Below are 19,830 nucleotides of genomic sequence, written 5' to 3'. Positions count from 1 at the left end.
AATCGGCTCATTATGACCATTATTCATTGGATCAGTCGCTGGGCAGAACAAAAATCTGCCTGGCTGCTGCTTTTCTTATCCGCGTTTGGTCTGTTGGCCTGCGCTTTATACTTTCAGTATGTGAACGGACTACAACCTTGTGTAATGTGCATCTATCAACGTACGGCGGTGATTGGTGTGATGTTGTCCGCCCTTGTGGTGGTGCTGTTCAATTCTGGTATTACCCGCATGATTGGCTTTATCGGCTGGGCTGTCTCCGCGGGCTGGGGATTTTTGCTGGCAAAAGAACATTATGAAATCATTCATACCAATTCGTTTTTTTCCAGCTGTGAAATTGTACCTAACTTCCCCTCATTTTTGCCGCTATACGACTGGCTTCCTGCGCTGTTTGAAGCGAAAGGTGATTGCCTTGATGACGGATGGCGAACCTTCGGATTGGGCATGCCTGAGTGGATGATGGTGATCTTTGGCGTTTATGCCGTCGTATTTATTCTAGTATTTGGCTGTCGAATTCTGGACAAAAAACCCTTTTGATTGATTTAAGCACGTTACCTTCGCGTTTACCCGCGATCCACACCACTTCCGGCCCCATAAACATCGAACGGATCGGCATTAAGCATGCCGATATGCTTTGTGAGGCTGCGCAAAAGTCTATACAACATGTCCGTCCATGGCTGGGCACGGCGTTATGCCCCCTCACACCCGCTCAGTCTCGTCAGTGTATTACTTCGTTAGAAGAACAACGCAGTACAGGTTATGGCATTACTTATTTATTGGTAATGGAGAATCAATGTCTGGGAATGGGCCTGATAAACCATATTCATCCGGTACATCAATCTGCAAATCTTGGTTATTGGATCCGCCCTGAAGCTTGCGGTCAGGGGTTGGCAGGCGCGCTTTGTGACGCTTTAAAGAAACTGGCGTTTTCCCAAGCCGGCTTGCACCGGCTTGAGATGTATATCGAACCCAACAATAAAGCCAGTTTACGGGTGGCGTTAAAGGTTGGCGCTGAAAAAGAAGGTCTATGTAGAAAGCGTATTTTCGGCAGAAATGCACTTTTATACGCCCTAACGAATGACTGATTAACGAATCAATCAATGTCCTTTAATGGCCACCGCACGATATAATCTTCAAAATGGGCTAACGTGGTTTCTGTCTCAAAAACGGTTTTGCCTCTCACAGACATACCTGCTTGATGCATTTTAGCCTTCTTCCCATTGTTTAGCAGCGGGTGCCAAGACGGTAAATTACGCCCCTCGTGAAGCCGGCGATAGCTGCAACTGGGCGGCATAAAAAAGATATCTTTGAGGTTTTCTTTAGTGAGTTTCACGCAATCAGGAACCCAGCGGGTTCGTTGCTCATAGCGTGTGCAACCACAGGTTTTGGTATTCAGTAATGAACAGGCAATATTGGTATAGTGAATAGTTTCACCCGGCGCTATGGAATCCGTTGGCCCCACCGCATCTTCATTATCATCCTCAATAAATTTATTCAGACAACATTTGGCACAACCATCACATAGCCCTTCCCACTCGGCATCGGTCATTTCCGATAAGGATTTCGTTTCCCAATAGCGCTCGGTCATGATGCAACACTTGTGGAGAGGGTCAGGTGTCCTTCTAAAGATACGGTGATCTCATCGCCGCTTTTGAGGGGCCCCACGCCCTTAGGCGTACCCGTTAACACAATATCACCGGGCTGCAGAGTGAAAATTTCAGACATTTCCGCCACCATTTTTAGCACCGAACGCATCATTTTTGCCGTTTCACCTTGCTGACGTACCTGATTGTTCACCTTTAACGTGAAATGCAATGCCTGTAAATCGCTAATTTGGTCATAGGGAATAAAAGGTGAAACCGGGCAACTTAAATCAAACGCTTTCGCTCGCTCCCATGGGTGACCTTTTTCTTTTAACTTTGATTGCACATCACGCAAAGTTAAATCGAGGGCCAGACCTACGCCACAAATGGCTTTTTCTACCTCATCTTCGCTGGCATGGCAAAGGGGCTGGTTTATGAGCACCGCCACTTCCAACTCATTGTGACACTCCCCTTTATCGGTGGGAATGACCAATGTTTCACTAAGGTGACATAAGGCGGGCGCGGGCTTCATAAAGATTAAGGCCTCCTCAGGCACCGCATTTTTAAGTTCTGCAATGTGATCCATATAATTGCGGCCAATACATAAAGCGCGGGTGACAGGCAAATCCATAGGACTGCCGTCCTGATTGAGGTGTTTATACATAATTTAGTCGCCTTTTTTAATACGATCGGCCAAGTAACTAACTGAAATACCGAAATAACTAGAGCGGTTCCACTTCATCAGGGTGTGGAAATTGCTATAAACGAGATAAATTCGGCCATTTAGGCCATCGGGCATAATTAACGATGCCTTGATATCTGCCGACGGTAAATCTGACAGATCAAATTTTCGAACGCCGCGAGACTGCCAAACTGATAAGGGAACAAAATCCCATTTAGCCAGACCTTGGTGCTCTCCCTGATAGCCGCCTACAAGTTTAACCTGTCGTCCCCATGTATAATTGTTATCCCAGCCTTCGCTTGCGAGGAAGTTGGCAATGGATGCAAATACATCGGCGGGCGTTTGCCAAATGTCTTTTTTACCGTCGCCATCATAATCAACGGCATAGTGCAGAAATGACGTGGGCATAAATTGACTTTGCCCCATGGCACCAGCCCAAGAGCCCTTAAGGGCTGACGCTGAAATATGGCCTTCTTGCACAATTTGTAACGCGGCAAAAAATTGCTTTTTAAACAGGGCTTCTCGGCGTCCTTCATAAGCCAATGAGGCCAGTGCAGAAAACACCGGGAATTTCCCCTGAATTTTACCAAAATTGGATTCATTTCCCCACAGCGCCACAATAAAACGGGGTTGAACGCCGTACTTTTGCCCTATTTCGTCCAGTAACCCCTTGTAGGCTTCATATAACTCAATGGCTTGCTTGACCTTCCAGTCGGGTACTCGTGTGGCCAGGTAGCTGTCTAGGGTAATTTTTTTCTCAGGCTGATTCTTATCGGATTTAACCACCGTAGGACGGTAGGAGAGATCGGCGATAACCGAATCAACTAACGCACTTTCGAACCCTTTTTCTAGGGCTTCCTGTTGCAATTTAACCGCGTACTGAGCAAAGCCAGCTGCCGATTTTTCATTAGTTTCTGCGTAAGAATTTGTGCCAAATGTCACTAAAAATACCAGTGCACAACGACGTAAGACCCACCCCATTATCGCTTCTCATCCACATAAGGGCTCAGTCCTTGTGCTTTACGATGCACCGACAGTAAGTCTTCCTCTTTCGGTGGCATTTGCAAATAGAAGCCTTTTTCTATCAGGCTATTTTTCACAACGTCTTTTTCGATACCCGCTAACGTATCATGCTTGTCCAATGCCACTAACATGACCAATTGCGGCTTGCCAAATTGACTCATCAGTACCTCAGGTACCTCATCAAACGCTTCTTTACCCGGTACATATAAATACATACCCGCTTTTTTGCGTGTTTTGTACACGGCACACAACATACCTTTACCTCTACGCTATTGGGTTATCGTAGGATGTTATATCCCCTAAAATCGCTTCAATTCCCGCTTTTAGCAACGGCCCACGCCAACCACTCAATAAATCGGGCCTTAGCCCTTGGGCTCGCGTGTCATCAATGTCAAACCAAACCCATTTTAACAACTGATTGATTTGTTTTTTTGATGCTATCACGTCTTCGCCGACGTTCTGAGATTCGGCCACCTCATGACAAAGCTGTTTTATCGCAGAAAAGTGCTTTTTATATAACGGAAAATCAATTAACCGGCGCACACGTTTAAGCTGCTTACCTACTGGAGTGTTTTGGTAATGCGCTCTTCCCTCAGCCACAAGGGCGAGTAAGGTATCACCGTATCGCCTTACCGTTTGCGGTGCAATATCCGAGATAGCATTTAGTGCCGTTCGACTTGCCGGCATCTTCATTGCGATCTCGAACATCTGACCTTCTCGAACTACAAAATTAAGCGCCAGATTTTTTTCTTTTGCAACCTGCAAACGCCACGCGGCAAGATGCTGAAACACCGTAAGCTGCTCCACATTTAAACGCCAAATATTTTTCAGTTGTAAATACGCGTATTCTGGCGGGATCTGCCCACGCTTTTTGTCTGCTAGAGTTTCAATTTCCTGTATTACCCAATTGTACTTGCCTACCTCGTTGATCTTTTCTTCGAGCAACTTATAAGCAGGAAGCAGATACAACACATCATTGGCGGCGTAAGAAAGCTGACTTTCTCGCAGAGGTCTGGCCAACCAGTCGGTGCGTGATTCCCCTTTATCCAGGGCAATACCACAAAGCATTTCGACCAAACGGGCATAACCTAAGGTTGGGCCAAGTCCCAGCACGCTGGCGGCAAATTGGGTGTCGAAGATAGGCGCAGGAACACAACCAAATGCACTAAGAAAGGTTTCGATATCTTCTGAACATGAGTGTAATACTTTAACCACATTTTCGTTGCACATTAAATCAACGAAAGGAGAAAGATCGCCAATGGCAAGGGGATCTATCAGCAGCAGTTGGTCACCATCATACATCTGCAACAACCCAAGTCCGGGTGTGAAGGTTTTGGTGCGAACAAACTCAGTATCGATTGCAATGGCAGAGGCCTTCGCTGCTCGCTCGCATGCAGCAAGCAAGGTATTATCATCAGTGATCAATTTATAATTCATTATACAAAACAGCCGGCGTAGTCGCCGGCTGTCCCAATTTGTTTGGCATAGAGCAACCGTTAGTCTCGTAACTCTCTGCGTAAAATTTTACCAACATTTGTTTTTGGAAGTTCATCTTTAAAAACAATTTGCTTTGGCACTTTATATCCGGTGAGGTACTTCTTGCAGTGCCTGATAACGGTTTCCGCCGATAAACTGCTGTTTTTAGCAACCACAAACAGTTTAACCACTTCACCACTGACCTCATGGGGCATGCCAATGGCGGCAGCTTCCAAAACCTCATCATGCATTACTGCCACTTCCTCAATTTCATTGGGAAATACATTGAAGCCCGACACCAGAATCATATCCTTTTTACGGTCAACAATATAGAAGTAACCTTCATCGTCGGCCTTCGCAATATCCCCAGTCGCCAGCCAGCCGTCTTTTAAAACTTCGTCTGTCGCTTCCGGGCGATTGAAATACCCTTTCATAACCTGCGGGCCTTTTACCCACATTTCGCCGGCTTCACCATGAGGCACGTCATTGCCCTCATCATCCAGCAAACGAATTTCGGTAGAAGGAACCGGCATCCCGATTGCGCCTTTATAAGCTTTTATCGTAGGGGGATTAACCGCCACCACAGGTGAACATTCGGTTAACCCATACCCTTCCAATAACACCGTATTGGTGACATCTTGCCAGCGTTCTGCGACTGGCCGCTGCACCGCCATTCCGCCACCTAAACCAAATTTAAAGTGAGAAAAATCCAACTCTTTAAAGCCCGGGGTATTTAATAAACCATTAAACAAGGTATTTACACCTGGAAGGATGGCAAATTTATGTTTAGAGAGTTCTTTGACAAAACCGGGCATATCCCGTGGGTTGGTTATTAATAAATTTGGACAACCAAACTTTAAAAACAGCAGGCAGTTAGCCAAAAGTGCAAAGATATGATAGAGCGGCAGCGCAGTCACAACGAGATCTTCACCCGGCTCAATCACTATCTCCAAAATGCCCGAGACTTGTTCTAAGTTTGCGATCATGTTTCTGTGGGTCAGCATCGCTCCCTTAGAAATCCCCGTCGTGCCTCCTGTGTATTGCAAAAAAGCAATATCGTCAGGTTGTATGTCAGGCCGTTTATAGGTGTACCTATGCCCCTGCTTTACCGCAGACATAAAGGATTCAGCCTGGGGAAGAGTAAAGGAAGGCACTAACTTCTTTATATACTTGACGACTAAATTCACTGCCCAGCGTTTCGGTGCCGGTAGCATATCCCCTAATGCTGTACGGAAGATTTTTTTAACCGGCGTTTCACTGACAACCTGTTCTAATGTTGCGGCAAAATTATCAACAATGATAATGGCCTTGGCATTGGCATCACAAAGCTGATGCTTAAGTTCCCGTGCGGTATAAAGTGGGTTGACATTCACCACTGTCATACCGGCCCGTAAAATACCAAACATGGCGACGGGAAATTGAAGCAGGTTTGGCATCATCAGAGCGATGGCATCACCCCGTTGTAAGCCGCTATTTTGTAAGTAGGCAGCGAATTGAGCAGACAACGTATCGAGTTCGGCAAAGGTCATGCTTTGGCCCATATTCATATAAGCAACATGATCACGATAAGTCGTTACCGATTGCTCAAAAATATCCAGAATAGACGAATATCTATCGGGATCAATTTCTGCCGCTACACTGGGGTGATAATGCTCAAGCCAAATTTTTTCCACATACCCTCCTGAAGCAGTTATTGTTATTTTTAGATAAATTAGATTGAAGTTTAACCATTATTTTACAACTGGTCTGATTTCTTGCGTATAGTATAGGATGATAGCAGAAAGATAAACTTTCCTGTTTACAATTGTTCAACAAATTGGCGTATGGCCGTGCCAACTTCCTGGGTTTTCTCCATGTGAATATGGTGTCCACCTTGAAAAACTTCACACCGCCCTTGGCTAAACCAATCCGCCCGTTCTGAATAAACATCATGGACGTTTTTAAAGCTATTTGAGGCCGCCAAAAATAAAATTGGGCAATCGATACCGCTCATTAACGCTTCCGCTTGGGTGTCTGTTAAACGCAAAGTAGAGCGCGTTCTAAGTTTGGGATCGCTGGCCCAATAAGACTTTCCAGACGCATCTGTGGTGAGGTTTCTTTGCAGGATAACCTTCGCGTGCTCAGGCTGAATATCCGTAAGTTGACATCGACTTTTTACCGCATCATCCAAATCGACTAAACGAGGAATACTACGGGTCTTATTATACCGACTCACAATGGAATCGCGAATTTGTTTTGCGCTACTTTGCGCTGATTTTGTTAATGGTCCACAGGCATCAATACTGATCACCCCTTTCACTTGCTCCGGAAAAATCGCCGCATACAGGGAAGCGAGAATACCGCCAAGAGAATGACCCAGCAATATCACCCTGTTAAACCCTTCAGACTGAATAAAAGCATACAAATCCTGGATAAAATCTAATTGATGATAATGGGCATCTTCAGAGCGATGGGATGACCGACCATGGCCGGGCAGATCGAGGGCGATAAAACGGTAAGATTGCAAATAAGGCGCTAAAGGGCGCAAAGAGGCCGCATTATCTAAAAAACCATGCAAGCCAATAATGACTTCACCGGCCTCTTGATTATCCAAGGCAGCAAGGGTTAACGTCCCCAAAGTAAACTTAGTTTCAATCATACGGTCTCCCAATAAACGGCAATATACAAAAAAGCGGCAAATGCATGCCGCTTAAAGAGGAGAAATGTTGCCGCAAATTTAATCCAGATTTTTACGAGCGCCACCAGAACGGGGATCGGCGGTACGAATAACCGGTCGGCTGATGGTACGTGGCTTTGGCGGTGGCATAGCACCTGAATTTAACATTGAGCGGCTACTTACCACCCGCCGCGGATAATAATAACGGGGGTAATATCTGGTTTGGAACATAAACGGTGAAAAATAGGGCCGGTAGAAAGAATAATAGTAAGGTGAATACCAGCCTAACCGATAATCAAAAAACATGGGATGTACGTAATTGACCGTACTTTCCCGCCACAAATGATAATTTTCGCCCGCTAACAGCGGGTACATATAAGGCTGTTCACCCACCATCCCGGCGATGGGACGTTTAACGTTACCCACAAAGGTAACCGCATGGCCTTTTTCAAAGTGAATGGGATCAACAAACCCGTCCATTTCCACCTTAAATCGTCCTATGGTTTCTTCTCGGGTATTAGGCCGTCCGTAATGGTTTAGAGGGAAGTTAACCACTTCGACTAACGTTTTATTTTCTTTATTTTCAACGCCAACAATCACCCCACCCCAACGAGCGGTTTTACCAACCACCGCATCACCACCGGTAACGGCCTTGTTGTAACTCACCAGGTTTGTACCTTCTGGCACAGCGATATCATCTGGGACAATAGTGCAACCGCTGACCAATATCACAAAAGCCAATACAGCAAAATGACGAATCATGGTAATCCCCTGAAAAAATAAGAATTTGGCAACACTTTATTATGATAGCTTAAACTGAATAGAAGCTGAATCAGGGCGATCGTTCTCCGCATTTCATCGAATATGATAGCAATTTAGCTATACATACATATCCACGCCCAGTAATTGTCTGATATCTTCCCGTTGTGATTCGCGTTCTAAACTCTGGTACGCAGCCACGACTTGCCGCCCTTTTCCCTCTGGCTGATCATACCCGGTTTCCTGTTGGAATTTTCGCGCTGAATTGAGAGTTTCATCTGAGGCGTTTGCTTTGAGTACGGATGCGTCGGAAATCGGCGATACCGCTGATGGCGCCGAGGTATTTTTGACGTTGTGACGCCCAGGCTTCTCCTGATGAGAGGCCTGTTCAGGTCTTATAAGCGTTATTCCGGGCTGTATTTCCACGGTTTAGGTATTACTCCGCCAACGATAATTCACAACGACACAACCCAAGAATTAAGCAAGAATTGCTCCATTATTCTCGACCCGGTAGTTTTTTCCACGTGACTTTATCCCGCAGATAAACCGGTTGGATCCCGTCCACCGACGTGACATCACCTTGTTCAAACTTTTGATGCCCCAACTTCAACATGGCTTCGGCACTGGGGTATAAGACAGAAGCCAGGCCTGTGATCTTGGAAGATAATGCCGGATAAGCCGCCCATCCTGTCCCCGCAGGAACAAAAGACGCAGGTAAACGTTCTGCTGCCACTTCGGGGGCACACACGCATTCCTCCCCGACTTCGACGGCAATGCCTTTTTCGTTCTGATATTGGGCAAAATACACTTCCCCCATACGCGCATCGATGGCGCTGACAACCAATTTTGCGTCCGTTTCATCCATAACCTGCTGTGCCATGGCCGCCAAGGTACTGATGCCGGCCACGGGTAACCCGGTGCCAAGGGCTAACCCTTGTATCATGCCTGTGGCAATGCGCACGCCAGTAAAACTGCCCGGCCCACGACCATAGATCAGGCCATCAAGATCACCGATTTTTATCTGTGCCTGTGTTAACACCTCATCCACCATGGGCAGTAACCGCTGACTATGCTGTTGCGGGCAAATCTCAAACCTGCAAAATGGAGCGTCGGATACCATCACCGCAACGGAACACGCCTCAGTTGCGGTATCAATAGCAAGAAGTTTCATTATATTACCTATTACTTAATGGATTTTAAAAACGCCTCTACGGTTTCTATGGACCGTGTTCGACGCATATCGGGCAGGCTTGCCACAAAGGTCTTAGCATAATGCTTTGTTACTAACCGGTTATCGCATATCACCAATACGCCTTTATCCGCCGGGTCGCGGATCAACCGTCCCGCGCCCTGCTTGAGGGTGATCACCGCTTGGGGCATCTGAATGGCGGCAAACGGGTTCGCGCCACGCTTTTTCACATCTTCAATACGGGCTTGCAGCAAGGGATCATCCGGCGATGCAAAAGGCAGTTTATCAATCATGACACAAATCAGATCGCTGCCACGTACATCCACCCCTTCCCAAAATGCCCCTGTCCCCAGTAGGACGGCATTTTTGTCGGCCAGGTAGCCATCCAGTAATGCCTGTTTTGTGGTGGTACCCTGCACCAATAACGGGTTGTCGATCTCCCCTTCTAAACGACTGGCAATTTCCCGCAACATGGCATGGCTGGTAAACAGTAAAAAGCACCGGCCGCCGCTGGCCGCAATTAAGCGTTTTGCCGTTTCAAACAAGGTATCGCGCATGGCATAACTATTGGGCTCTGGCAAATAACGAGGCACACATAAAACGGCTTGTTCCCGATAATTAAACGGGCTATCTAAAGCAAGGGTTTTCGCCTCTTCCAATCCCATGCGCTTTTGGAAATGGGTAAAACCTCCGTCTACTGTCAGGGTAGCCGAAGTAAACACCCATCCGCGGGAAACCGATTCAACAAACCGTCGGAATTTGGCGGCAATCGACAAGGGTGTTAGGTGCAAAATAAGATGACGATGGGTGGTTTCATACCACAAACTCACCCCCTGCTGGTTACTATCACACAGCGCGGCTAACTGGTCTCTGGCCTGAACCACTCGCTCATAGATGTTGTCCAGATCTTTATCTCGCCCCAAATGTAATTTTATCACTTCGTGTAACACACCAATGCCATCGGTTAAACGGGCAATATGACTTTGTACATCCTCTCTTTCCAAGGTTTCAGCCCAGTTGCCCCGTTGGGGCGTTTCAGGAAAAAGTAAACGCAAATCGGCGGCGGCCACCCGACATTTTTCAGCGGTTTTATCCACCTGCTCAGCATCTTTTAAAACCGTGCGATAAATAACATTGATGTCTTTAGCAAGCTCCTGCAGTTGCCGTGTAGAAATGGATTCCCCAAAATAATCACTGGCAATATCTGGGATCTGGTGGGCTTCGTCAAAAACAATGGCATCCGCTTCAGGAATAAGTTCACCAAACCCTGTATCTTTAAGGGCCATATCGGCAAAAAATAAATGATGATTCACCACGATGATATCGGCTTCCAGCGCTTTTCGCCGTGCTTTTACCAGGTAGCACTCTTCATAATCCGGGCACTCCCGTCCCAAACAATTGTCGACGGTGGAGGTAATTAACGGCAACACCTTGGCATCTTCTGGCAGGCTTTTCAATTCGCCAATGTCACCGCTGCGGGTGGTTTCCGCCCAACTTCTCACTTCAGTAAGCTGCCCAAGCACGTCTTTATCCACCAAGACAGAGTTGCCCCGGTGTTGCCCCATGCGATGCAGACAAAGATAATTGGCCCGCCCTTTCAGTAAGGCAACTTTACGACGACTGGCCAGGGCTTTTTTTACCACAGGTAAATCCCGATGATATAACTGCTCTTGCAAGTTCTTTGTGCCGGTAGAAATAATCGCTTTTCCTTCGGCCATCAGTGCAGGCCCCAGATACGCAAAGGTCTTTCCTGTTCCCGTACCCGCCTCCACAATCAACGCATGCTTATCATCCAAGGCGGTCTTCACGGCCTCTGCCATGTTCGTTTGTGCTTCACGCGGCATAAAACCCGGTATGGCTTTGGCGAGCATACCGTTAGATGAGAATAGAGAAGATACTGAAGACATAGCAAACAACTAATCGGGTCAAAGGGCGCATTATGCCAGATTATGGCAAAAAAGTGGGAGCCAATTCACTGTACCCTTCGTCAGAATAGAATGAGGTATTTGGGTTAAGGGATTGTACTTTACTGTCTTTCTCAGTACATTGCATCGCAGTCGTTATGGATTTTTCACAAAGGAAAGACCTGTGTTTTTATTAGCATCCCCATTAGTAAAACGGACAATATTTGTTACGTTAATCTGTTTTCTGTCGTCCTTTCCTACTGTTCAAGCCGCATCGGTTTGGCGCGTAACCCAGGGTAACAATACGCTCTATCTTGGCGGTACATTGCACATACTTAGCCCCGAAGACTATCCTTTACCTTCTGCCTACGATAAAGCCTATGAAGCTTCAGACAAGGTGGTATTTGAAACCGATCTCGGTGCACTTAACAGCGCTGAATTTTTACGTCAAACAATGGCGTTAATGATGTATCAGGATGAACGTACCATTAAGGATGCCCTAAGCGATCAAACCTACCAGCAATTAAGCGATTACCTTGCGAGCCGGAATATTCCCATAGAACAGGTCAGCAAGATGAAACCCGCTATGTTGGGTATATCCTTATCTATGTTAGAGATGCAACGGGTGGGATTAACCAGCCAAGGCGTCGACAATTTTTTCTATACCCGGGCAAAAGAAGACAGTAAACAAATTGAGTGGTTTGAAACCCCCAAGGAACAGTTGGAAATTATCGCTAGCCTTGGTGAAGGTGATGAAGATGCGTATATAAAATACAGTCTTGATGAACTCAATACCATGACGGACTTGCTCGGACCATTAAAAACTTATTGGCGAGAAGGCAACATGAAAGGGCTTTATGATGTGTCGATGCTAGATTTTAGAACTGACTATCCTGACGTCTATGACCACGTACTAACGCAACGCAATCAAAACTGGCTGCCCAAGATTATCCAATACTTATCATCGGAACAAACCGAGTTTGTTTTGGTAGGTACTATGCACATGGCCGGTAAGGAAGGCGTGATTACATTGCTGGAAAAAGCTGGCTTTACTGTCACCCCGGTAGACGAGTAACCCACTTATTGCCTGTCTTGATTGGCAGGCACATCCGTTTTTTTCACCACCGGTGCCTGACAAAATGGCATAACAAGCAGTTTAAACACGCCGGCATTTTCTGGGGTTGGGGGAAAGTTCGCCTGTCCGATAGCTAACTGATCATCCTGTTTTTCTGCCCGCCCTTTAAAACTGCCAAATAATTTATCCCACCACGACACGCTAAAACCAAAGTTACTGTTTGACTCCGCAATACGCTGGCTATGGTGAATACGATGTACCCGCTGGGTAATAAGCACATGGGATAAAATGTCATCCCACTTTTGCGGTAGGCGAATATTGGCATGATTAAACACCGCAAACCCATTGAGTCCAATTTCAAAGATCACAATGGCTTCAGGGGGCACGCCGAATAGCAACACCACCGCGGCCTTTACTCCCAAACTGATTAAAATTTCCAACGGATGAAATCTTAACCCTGTGGTGGTATCAACATGACTATCAATATGATGGACCTGATGTAAGCGCCATAGCAACGGAATGGTATGAAAAATACGGTGCTGCCAGTAAATAGCCAGATCTAACGCCAAGACACTCAATGTGATACTCAGCCATAAGGGTAATGAGAAGACATTAAAGCCACCTAAGTTGACTTTTTGTGCCCAAAGGGCAACGCCCACCAACGTCATTGGCAAAGCAAAACGACTAACCAAGGCGCCGATGATCACCAAGCCGATATTTCCCCGCCAGCGAATAGCCCGACGCAGCGGCGCTCCACGCGCCGGTAAAACACTTTCCAACAATGCCATTAAGACAAAAATACCAAGGAAAAATGACAACCGCCAAACCGTCGTGTTATCCATTTTTTTCCACTTGTACAAGGGTGTTAAAGCCACCGGTGATACGGGTAGCAACGGTAATAAAACAGGCGCCAGCAAAAACATAAGCCAGCACAGGAAACCACTGGGGCATGAGACAAAATAAAACAAATACAAGGATGGTTTCGGTACCTTCGGTGAGCCCTTGCATGTAATAAAAACTCTTATTAGCAAACTGGGGACGCTGAATATGATATTTTTCTGCCGCTATGGCAAAAGCCAAAAAGCTACTACCGGTACCAATAAATGCCGCCAACAAAATGAGGGCCGGCACGCCCCAATTCACAGGGTCGGCAATGCCAAATGCAAGGGGGATTGCGGCGTAAAAGAGAAAATCCAAGCAAATATCTAAATACCCACCGGCACTACTACTGCTGTTTTGCAAGCGAGCCAACTCGCCATCAACACCATCGCATATACGATTCAAGGCAATAAAAAATAGGGCCAATCCCCATGCGTTTATCACGATCGCCGGAACAGCAAGTAAGCCTAGCAAAAACCCGGCGATTGTAACGTGATTGGGACTTGCGCCTTTTTTATCTAAAAACACCACAACCGGACGAAGTAAGGGTTTAATGAGCGGCGTTATTTTTGCGTCTATCATAATGACACCTCAATGATTTCGCCATTTGCACTGTTTGCATCCTCTATATCGTGGGTCACCATTAAAGCCGGCAAAGAGCGCTCCTGTAATTGGGCAAAGACCCACTCCCGGGTTTGCTGTCGAAGGGTACTATCAAGTTTGCTAAAGGGCTCATCAAGCAAAACTGCCTGGGGATTAGCGGCCAAGGTTCTAAGCAAGGCAACCCGCGCCTGCTGACCACCAGATAGCGTCTGCACCGCCCTATGGCGAATATCCGCCAGGCCCACCGTATTTAGCTGTTCGGCAATAAAGGACTCAACCTGCTCTCGCCCTAAACGTTTCTGCTGCATTTTCGGTATGGCAAAACGAATATTGTCACTCACTGTAAGGTGTTCAAATAATAAGGGATCCTGATATAGCATCCCAATTTGACGCTGATAGGCAGGCATATCCTGCACCGCATGACCATTTACCATTACCTGTCCCGTCATTGAAAAGGGCCGGCTAAGTTGACCACTAATGGCATCTAACAAGGTGGATTTACCGACCCCTGATGGCCCCATCACCGACGTCACCATCCCCGCTGCAATATGGGTTGAAACTTGCAACATCAAATGGTTATTTTTATAAATTGCTAAAGCATCAAGGGTTAGACTCATACACTTTTATTCCTTGATTTTTTGGGTTTGCTTTTAATGATGGCTTAAAAAAGACATTGGGTAACCACCAAGCTAAAATAAAGCCGCACAAAGGCATAATAATTTGCACCACCACATACACAGCGCTTAATCTACGGCTACTTCCCGACGCGGCTGCTACCGCTTCGGTAGTCACAGTGGCAATGTTGCCGCCGGCACTTAACAAGGTAGGCAGGTACTGACTAAAACTGATAGCTAACCCCAGCGCAAACGCCACCGCGATGGGGCCGAACAACATAGGTAGCTTCACCGCAAAAAATACCGTTATGGGTGTTTTTCCCAATCCGTATGCCACTTTGACGTAGCGAGGATCCATACGACGATAGGCAACCGCCAGTGAAATAAACACATAGGGCAAAACATAAATAAGATGGCTGACAAATAAATGCACCCAGGTTAAATGAGAAAAATACATTTGCTGGAACCAAACCAGCCCGAAGAGAAAGGCCACACCAGGTACGAGAAGCGGCAAATACAAGGTAATATGCATGATCGAACGATCAAGTCGCCCCATGGCCGCAGACATATGTTTTGTCATCTGCAGTTCCCCTTCCAGCGCTAATAGCACCAAAACCACCGCAAATACCGTGACACTAAAGGCCAGTATAATGGAGTTAGCTAATGGTACCGCCAAACTTCTTAACGCAGTTTGCCAATGCATTAACGTAAAACCATCCGGCAACAACTGAGGAAAAGGCCAATAGGTTGCCACCGACCAGGTGTACACGCTGGCAAGCAGTAACAAAGCGATAACCGAGTAAACAAACACAACGGCAACGGCCAGCAGTGTAAGCACATCATCGCCCCAGGTACGTTTGCCAGACAACAAAGCGTGGCGGCTTAATTTACGAATCACTTGCTCGGCTAACCACCAGCAAGCCAGCGCCGTTAATGTCACCAACAGTTGCAGTACCGCCGCTGCCGATGCCTGAAAACGCATGGATAAATCCACATGATTGAACCACCGCAACACCGCTACGGCTAATGTGGGCGGATCGTTGGGTCCTAAGATCAAAGGAACTTCCACATTGGCCGTGGCAAAAGCCAGCACCGCCAACAGTGGCATACGAATATGGGAGTAAATCATGGGCACAACGATCGTCATAAATGCAGTTATCTGGCTATAGCCCAAAGACTGCGCCACTTTCAAATACCCTTTAACTTTGATTTCCAACTGGGGCTGAGACAAGGTACTTAGCAGCATGAGAAAAACAAACGGCAGTTCTTTTAATGTTAAGGCTAATATAATGGATAGCCCATAGGGATCATAAGGAAAGGCCCAATCCGGTGGCAACGGGTTATTCATGTCCGACCCGCTGAAAAGCCGGGCAAGCCAGCCTGAAGGGGACAAAATAAACAAAAAGGCGATGGCTGCGGCGGCATGGGGCACAACCAGTAACGGGCTGAGCAAGTGCTGAATACGGTTTAACCATGCCCGCTGGTAAAAAACGGCAACCAGCAAAAGTGCTCCCATAAGAGCCAATAGTGTTGCGATCAGGCCGGTACTTAATGACAACCAACTCATTGAAAGTACGTTGTCATTGGCCAGAAGCTGGGAAAAAGGTTGTAGTGAAATCTGATTTTCCCCTAATGCGGGAAAGAAACCAAAGGCGGGCATTAGCACGCCAATAAGTCCTGCAAATACCGGGATGATCAATATGCACATAAACACCATGCGCATGACAATGGAGAAACGGTGAAAGCCTGACATTAAAAACGCTCTCCGTAGCGCGCAAACCATGCTTCGCGCAGTTTATCTGTCCAACTGGCATGGGGTTCAGGTAACAGGTGATAAATTCCTGCTATGGGCAACGCGGACGGATGCAAGGTTTCACTTTGAAAACGGGCCTGTTGCATCGGATTAAGTGCAGCCATATCCAGTACCGTTTCATCACCCCAAACTGCCACTTTTTGTTTTTCTGCCTGGGCTTCTGGTGAAAGTAAAAAGTTCACCACTGTTTTGGCTTCTTCAACGTGGGCAGAATTAAAAGGGATACCGATAAAATGGACATTACCCAAGCTGCCATCACTCATAGCATAGGTACGCACACTTTCGGGTAAATCGTACCGCTTTACCGCACTGGGAATCTCAGACGCGGTAAATGAAAACGCGAGGAGTAGCTCACCATCACTCATCAGTCGTTGTAATGTGGAGGCCTGACTAACCATGTATCGCCCCCCCTTCCACATCAAGGGATGAAGTTTATCTAAAAAGCGCCATAACACTTCGCTACGTTGGCGAAACACGGTGTCGTTAACGGGTTGGTAAAACACATCTCGATTGTCCGGATTTAGCGCAATCAATGCGTATTTTAAGAAGCTGATCCCTAAGTAATCGTTGGGTAACGGGTAAGAAAACCGATTGGGATAACGTTGTGCAAAGTGGAGTAATTCGTGAATGGTTTTAGGTGGCGAAGAGACATAGCGTTTGTTGTAATAAAAGACCATGGCGGCTTTTCCCCAAGGCGCTTCTTGGCCCTGTGTGGGCAAACCAAAATCCGTCACCATGGCCGTATTTTTTTCCGGTAAGGTCAGTGGAAAATTGGCCAACTGACTCACCCAGTTTTTTAGCAGCAAGCCATGTTCACTCATGGCGGCGAAGTTCTCACCGTTTATCCAAATAAGATCCACACTGCCCTGATTGAGATTACCGGCCGCTTTTTCCGCCAATACCCGAGATACTGCATCGCTGGTATCGGCCAGTTTTACATGGTTCACTTCAATGCCATACCTAGCTTCGACTTGTTCACTGACCCATTCTAGGTAGCCGTTTACCTGTGCACTGCCGCCCCAAGCATGAAACTGTACCGTCGCCCCTTGCATGCTGGCACTGTATAAAGCGCACAGTAGCAGTATGGCAAGTCGGCAAGAAACAGAGGTTAACTTAAGGCTTGTTAACATCGTTTAAGGACCAGTCGTAATCTGAAAATTCAATGTCTATTTTACCCTTCACCAGTGCATAAGTTTGACCTGGTGTTAATGACAAGCTTTCATGGTACAGGGCAAGAAAATCCGCTAAACGGGTACGGCCTTGCCAACCCATTTCAAAGTCGCCCCTATACCAATCAAAAATTTTCGAAACCGTTAAGGTCTCATCGTTAATGTAATTTCGAGATCTGTCAGATAAAAAGCGCTGGGTTTGATCCGCTAACTGACGATCAAGCTTTTCCCCGATGTAGGCTTCTTCCCGCAGTGCCGGACAACCCACACTGGCACAATTGACCGCAAAGTGGACCCGAGGCTCGTGGTATTTATTTTTACCCCGAATAAGCTGGTGTTCAATCTCATCCAATGTGCGTTCTTTCCCCAACAAAGGACCGATATCCTGCTTCCACGGTGAAGACAAAAAACCACCGAGATCACGGATGGAAGACAAATCCGGATACCGAGACAAGATAAGCTCAACGGTATAAGCATTATAAGCATTAATTAAAAATGCCAGCTGCTCAGGTTTAGACCAGCCATGAAACTGCGCCTCGGTTACGCTGGCCAGTTGCCACAGGTAGCCTGTTAACATGTCTCTTTGTTGGGCAAACCCCGCGTAATCGACCTCCGTGCTGTGTCCATTATCAATGGGAAATACATGACGCTTTAGCAATGCATCCCAAGGCTCATGCAACCCTTGGGGCCCTTGTTCCATTGTTGCCCCATTACTGGGTATCGTGAACACACTGAGCATGCTGACCAACAGCAACATCACAGCAATACCCCAACCTTGTTTAGGAAAACCTCTGACTGACATATTACCCCCGACGCCATGTATGGAATTTTTCAACCCAACGCAACAGCCTTTCTGGCTGGTTCGCCCGCTTCCAGTTCCCTGCGGTATATTTAGCGCCTTCAGCCCAGGTTGGATACGCGTGGATGGTACCTAATATTTTGTTTAGCCCCATACCGTGTTTCATCGCCAAAACAAATTCTGCAATCAAGTCTCCGGCATGTTCGGAGACAATGGTGACACCGAGAATTTTATCTTTCCCCGGCGGTGTTAGCACTTTAATAAACCCTTTACCGGCACTTTCGGCAATGGCTCTGTCGAGTTCTTCAAATTCATAGCGGGTGACTTCTACTTCAATACCCTGGGCTTTGGCATCACTTTCACTGAGGCCTACCCGGGCCACTTCAGGATCAATAAAGGTTGTCCATGGGATCACCCGATAGTCCACTTTGAATTTTTTAAATCCGCCAAATAAGGCATTCACGGCGGCATACCAAGCCTGATGGGCTGCCACATGGGTAAACTGATAGGGCCCAACCACATCGCCAGCGGCAAAAATGTTCGGGTATAGGGTTTGCAAATATTCATCGGTTTCAATGGTTCTATCAAACGAAATGCCCAGCTCCTCAAGGCCAAAGCCTTTCAGGCGGGCCTTGCGTCCTACGGCGATGATCACTTCATCATAGGCCAGAGTAATTTCTTTGCCTTCATGCTCGACAATAAGCACCCGTTCGCCCTGCTGTTGTTCGAACCTCAGCGCTTTGTGCCGAGTCAGCACATTAACGCCACTTTCTTTCAACACAGACTCAGCAAATTCCGCCACATCGGTATCTTCACGTCCCATTAAACGTTCTGCAAGTTCCACTTGGGTTACCGCGCTGCCAAGACGGGAAAAAGCTTGGGCCAACTCACAGCCAATTGGGCCGCCACCTAGTACAATCAATCGTTTCGGTGCCGCGTCCAATTGGGCAAAGTGCGTCCAAAGGGTATCAGAGGTGAGATAACCGCTTTGTTCAATGCCGGGCAACGGCGGAACAAAGGGGCTGGCACCGGTAGCAACGACAATATTTTTCGTGGTCAGGATTTGTTTTTCACCATCGTTGCGTTGTATTTCCACCGTCCAGGGATCCAAAATACGCGCATAACCTTTAATCACATCCACACCAAGTTCACTATAGCGTTCCACACTGTCATTGGGCGCAATGGTGGCAATCACATCGTGTACCCGTTGCATCACCGTCTTGAAGGAAAAGGTAGGCGTTACAGGATCTAACCCATATTTTTCTCCATGGCGCATTTGCTCGGCAACTTTTGCCGTTTTAATGATGGCTTTACTCGGGACACAACCATAATTTAAACAATCACCGCCCATTTCACCGGCCTCAACCAAGGTGACTTTGGCTTTTACCGCAGCGCCAATATAACTGGTCACCAAGCCACCGGCTCCGGCGCCAATCACCACAATATTGCGATCAAATTTGGCAGGTTTTTTATAGCCTTTATATACACGACGACGATTCACCACAGCAACAATACCTTTTGCAATCCAGGGAAAGATCCCCAGTAAAATAAATGACAGGAGCAAACCGGGCGATAATATGCCCGATAAACTATCGATTTGCGCCAGTTG

The 19,830-nt window shown here is 46.9% G+C and carries 21 protein-coding genes; 3 read left to right on the top strand and 18 right to left on the bottom strand.

The features are described 5' to 3' along the window. Positions 1-9: 9 nt before the first annotated feature. Together dsbB and V5298_RS12415 are read left to right on the top strand one after the other, a co-directional pair. Entirely contained in the window at positions 10-534 is a 525-nt protein-coding gene (gene dsbB / locus V5298_RS12420; RefSeq protein WP_332931775.1) for a disulfide bond formation protein DsbB, read from the top strand. Continuing rightward, positions 531-1,082, top strand: a complete 552-nt coding sequence (locus tag V5298_RS12415) for a GNAT family protein (protein ID WP_332931767.1) — start codon at positions 531-533, stop codon at positions 1,080-1,082. The genes dsbB and V5298_RS12415 overlap by 4 nt, the downstream gene beginning before the upstream one ends. An 8-nt stretch (positions 1,083-1,090) precedes the next feature. Here the strand turns inward: V5298_RS12415 and V5298_RS12410 are convergent, their stop codons facing one another. The 11 genes from V5298_RS12410 to V5298_RS12360 all read right to left on the bottom strand — a co-directional run bounded on the left by V5298_RS12410 (position 1,091) and on the right by V5298_RS12360 (position 11,272). Next, positions 1,091-1,585: a YcgN family cysteine cluster protein gene (locus V5298_RS12410; RefSeq protein WP_332931766.1), complete on the bottom strand. Its 495-nt coding sequence runs from the start codon at positions 1,583-1,585 to the stop codon at positions 1,091-1,093. Next, positions 1,582-2,244, bottom strand: a complete 663-nt coding sequence (locus V5298_RS12405; protein WP_332931765.1) for a fumarylacetoacetate hydrolase family protein — start codon at positions 2,242-2,244, stop codon at positions 1,582-1,584. Before V5298_RS12405 ends, V5298_RS12410 begins: the two co-directional genes overlap by 4 nt. Before the next feature lie 3 nt (positions 2,245-2,247). Next, positions 2,248-3,243 carry a lytic murein transglycosylase gene (locus V5298_RS12400; protein ID WP_332931764.1) on the bottom strand — a complete coding sequence of 332 codons (996 nt, stop codon included), beginning with the start codon at positions 3,241-3,243 and terminating at the stop codon, positions 2,248-2,250. Then, on the bottom strand, positions 3,243-3,539 hold the full coding sequence (locus tag V5298_RS12395) for a YcgL domain-containing protein (RefSeq protein ID WP_416351180.1): 297 nt from the start codon (positions 3,537-3,539) through the stop codon (positions 3,243-3,245). The genes V5298_RS12400 and V5298_RS12395 overlap by 1 nt, the downstream gene beginning before the upstream one ends. A 10-nt stretch (positions 3,540-3,549) precedes the next feature. Then, a complete protein-coding gene (gene rnd, locus V5298_RS12390) occupies positions 3,550-4,722 on the bottom strand; it encodes a ribonuclease D (protein WP_332931762.1) in 1,173 nt (390 codons plus the stop codon). Positions 4,723-4,781: 59 nt separating this feature from the next. Beyond that, positions 4,782-6,434 carry a long-chain-fatty-acid--CoA ligase FadD gene (gene fadD, locus V5298_RS12385; protein ID WP_332931761.1) on the bottom strand — a complete coding sequence of 551 codons (1,653 nt, stop codon included), beginning with the start codon at positions 6,432-6,434 and terminating at the stop codon, positions 4,782-4,784. Positions 6,435-6,559: 125 nt separating this feature from the next. Continuing rightward, a complete protein-coding gene (locus V5298_RS12380) occupies positions 6,560-7,399 on the bottom strand; it encodes an alpha/beta hydrolase (RefSeq protein ID WP_332931760.1) in 840 nt (279 codons plus the stop codon). A gap of 78 nt (positions 7,400-7,477) precedes the next feature. Further along, on the bottom strand, positions 7,478-8,179 hold the full coding sequence (locus V5298_RS12375; protein ID WP_332931759.1) for a Slp family lipoprotein: 702 nt from the start codon (positions 8,177-8,179) through the stop codon (positions 7,478-7,480). Between the two features lie 117 nt (positions 8,180-8,296). Beyond that, entirely contained in the window at positions 8,297-8,602 is a 306-nt protein-coding gene (locus tag V5298_RS12370) for a hypothetical protein (RefSeq protein ID WP_332931758.1), read from the bottom strand. Positions 8,603-8,672: 70 nt separating this feature from the next. Further along, a complete protein-coding gene (gene tsaB, locus V5298_RS12365; RefSeq protein ID WP_332931757.1) occupies positions 8,673-9,347 on the bottom strand; it encodes a tRNA (adenosine(37)-N6)-threonylcarbamoyltransferase complex dimerization subunit type 1 TsaB in 675 nt (224 codons plus the stop codon). Between the two features lie 11 nt (positions 9,348-9,358). Next, a complete protein-coding gene (locus V5298_RS12360) occupies positions 9,359-11,272 on the bottom strand; it encodes an ATP-dependent DNA helicase (RefSeq protein ID WP_332931756.1) in 1,914 nt (637 codons plus the stop codon). 181 nt (positions 11,273-11,453) lie between these two features. Between V5298_RS12360 and V5298_RS12355 the strand changes: the two genes are divergently transcribed. Then, positions 11,454-12,344, top strand: coding sequence for a TraB/GumN family protein (locus tag V5298_RS12355; RefSeq protein WP_332931755.1), 891 nt, complete (start codon positions 11,454-11,456; stop codon positions 12,342-12,344). Positions 12,345-12,349: 5 nt separating this feature from the next. On the opposite strand, the gene V5298_RS12350 is transcribed toward V5298_RS12355, so the two are convergent. From V5298_RS12350 to V5298_RS12320, 7 genes are all read right to left on the bottom strand, one after another. Further along, positions 12,350-13,186 carry a sterol desaturase family protein gene (locus V5298_RS12350; protein ID WP_332931754.1) on the bottom strand — a complete coding sequence of 279 codons (837 nt, stop codon included), beginning with the start codon at positions 13,184-13,186 and terminating at the stop codon, positions 12,350-12,352. Continuing rightward, complete coding sequence (locus V5298_RS12345; RefSeq protein WP_332931753.1) at positions 13,179-13,805, bottom strand: CDP-alcohol phosphatidyltransferase family protein; 627 nt, start codon at positions 13,803-13,805, stop codon at positions 13,179-13,181. The genes V5298_RS12350 and V5298_RS12345 overlap by 8 nt, the downstream gene beginning before the upstream one ends. Beyond that, on the bottom strand, positions 13,802-14,443 hold the full coding sequence (locus V5298_RS12340; protein ID WP_332931752.1) for an ATP-binding cassette domain-containing protein: 642 nt from the start codon (positions 14,441-14,443) through the stop codon (positions 13,802-13,804). Before V5298_RS12340 ends, V5298_RS12345 begins: the two co-directional genes overlap by 4 nt. Then, positions 14,427-16,193, bottom strand: a complete 1,767-nt coding sequence (locus tag V5298_RS12335) for an ABC transporter permease (RefSeq protein WP_332931751.1) — start codon at positions 16,191-16,193, stop codon at positions 14,427-14,429. The genes V5298_RS12340 and V5298_RS12335 overlap by 17 nt, the downstream gene beginning before the upstream one ends. After that, positions 16,193-17,305, bottom strand: a complete 1,113-nt coding sequence (locus tag V5298_RS12330) for an ABC transporter substrate-binding protein (protein ID WP_416351182.1) — start codon at positions 17,303-17,305, stop codon at positions 16,193-16,195. The genes V5298_RS12335 and V5298_RS12330 overlap by 1 nt, the downstream gene beginning before the upstream one ends. 61 nt (positions 17,306-17,366) lie before the next feature. After that, complete coding sequence (locus V5298_RS12325; RefSeq protein WP_332931749.1) at positions 17,367-18,224, bottom strand: DUF547 domain-containing protein; 858 nt, start codon at positions 18,222-18,224, stop codon at positions 17,367-17,369. Between the two features lies 1 nt (position 18,225). Further along, a partial coding sequence (locus tag V5298_RS12320) for a dihydrolipoyl dehydrogenase family protein (RefSeq protein WP_332931748.1) occupies positions 18,226-19,830 on the bottom strand: 1,605 nt, incomplete at its 5' end.

This window comes from Alteromonas sp. 14N.309.X.WAT.G.H12 (genome assembly GCF_036697315.1).
Classification (GTDB): Bacteria; Pseudomonadota; Gammaproteobacteria; order Enterobacterales; family Alteromonadaceae; genus Alteromonas.
Note: the sequence above shows the minus strand (reverse complement) of the source record. Positions and strands in the feature narration are given on the sequence as shown.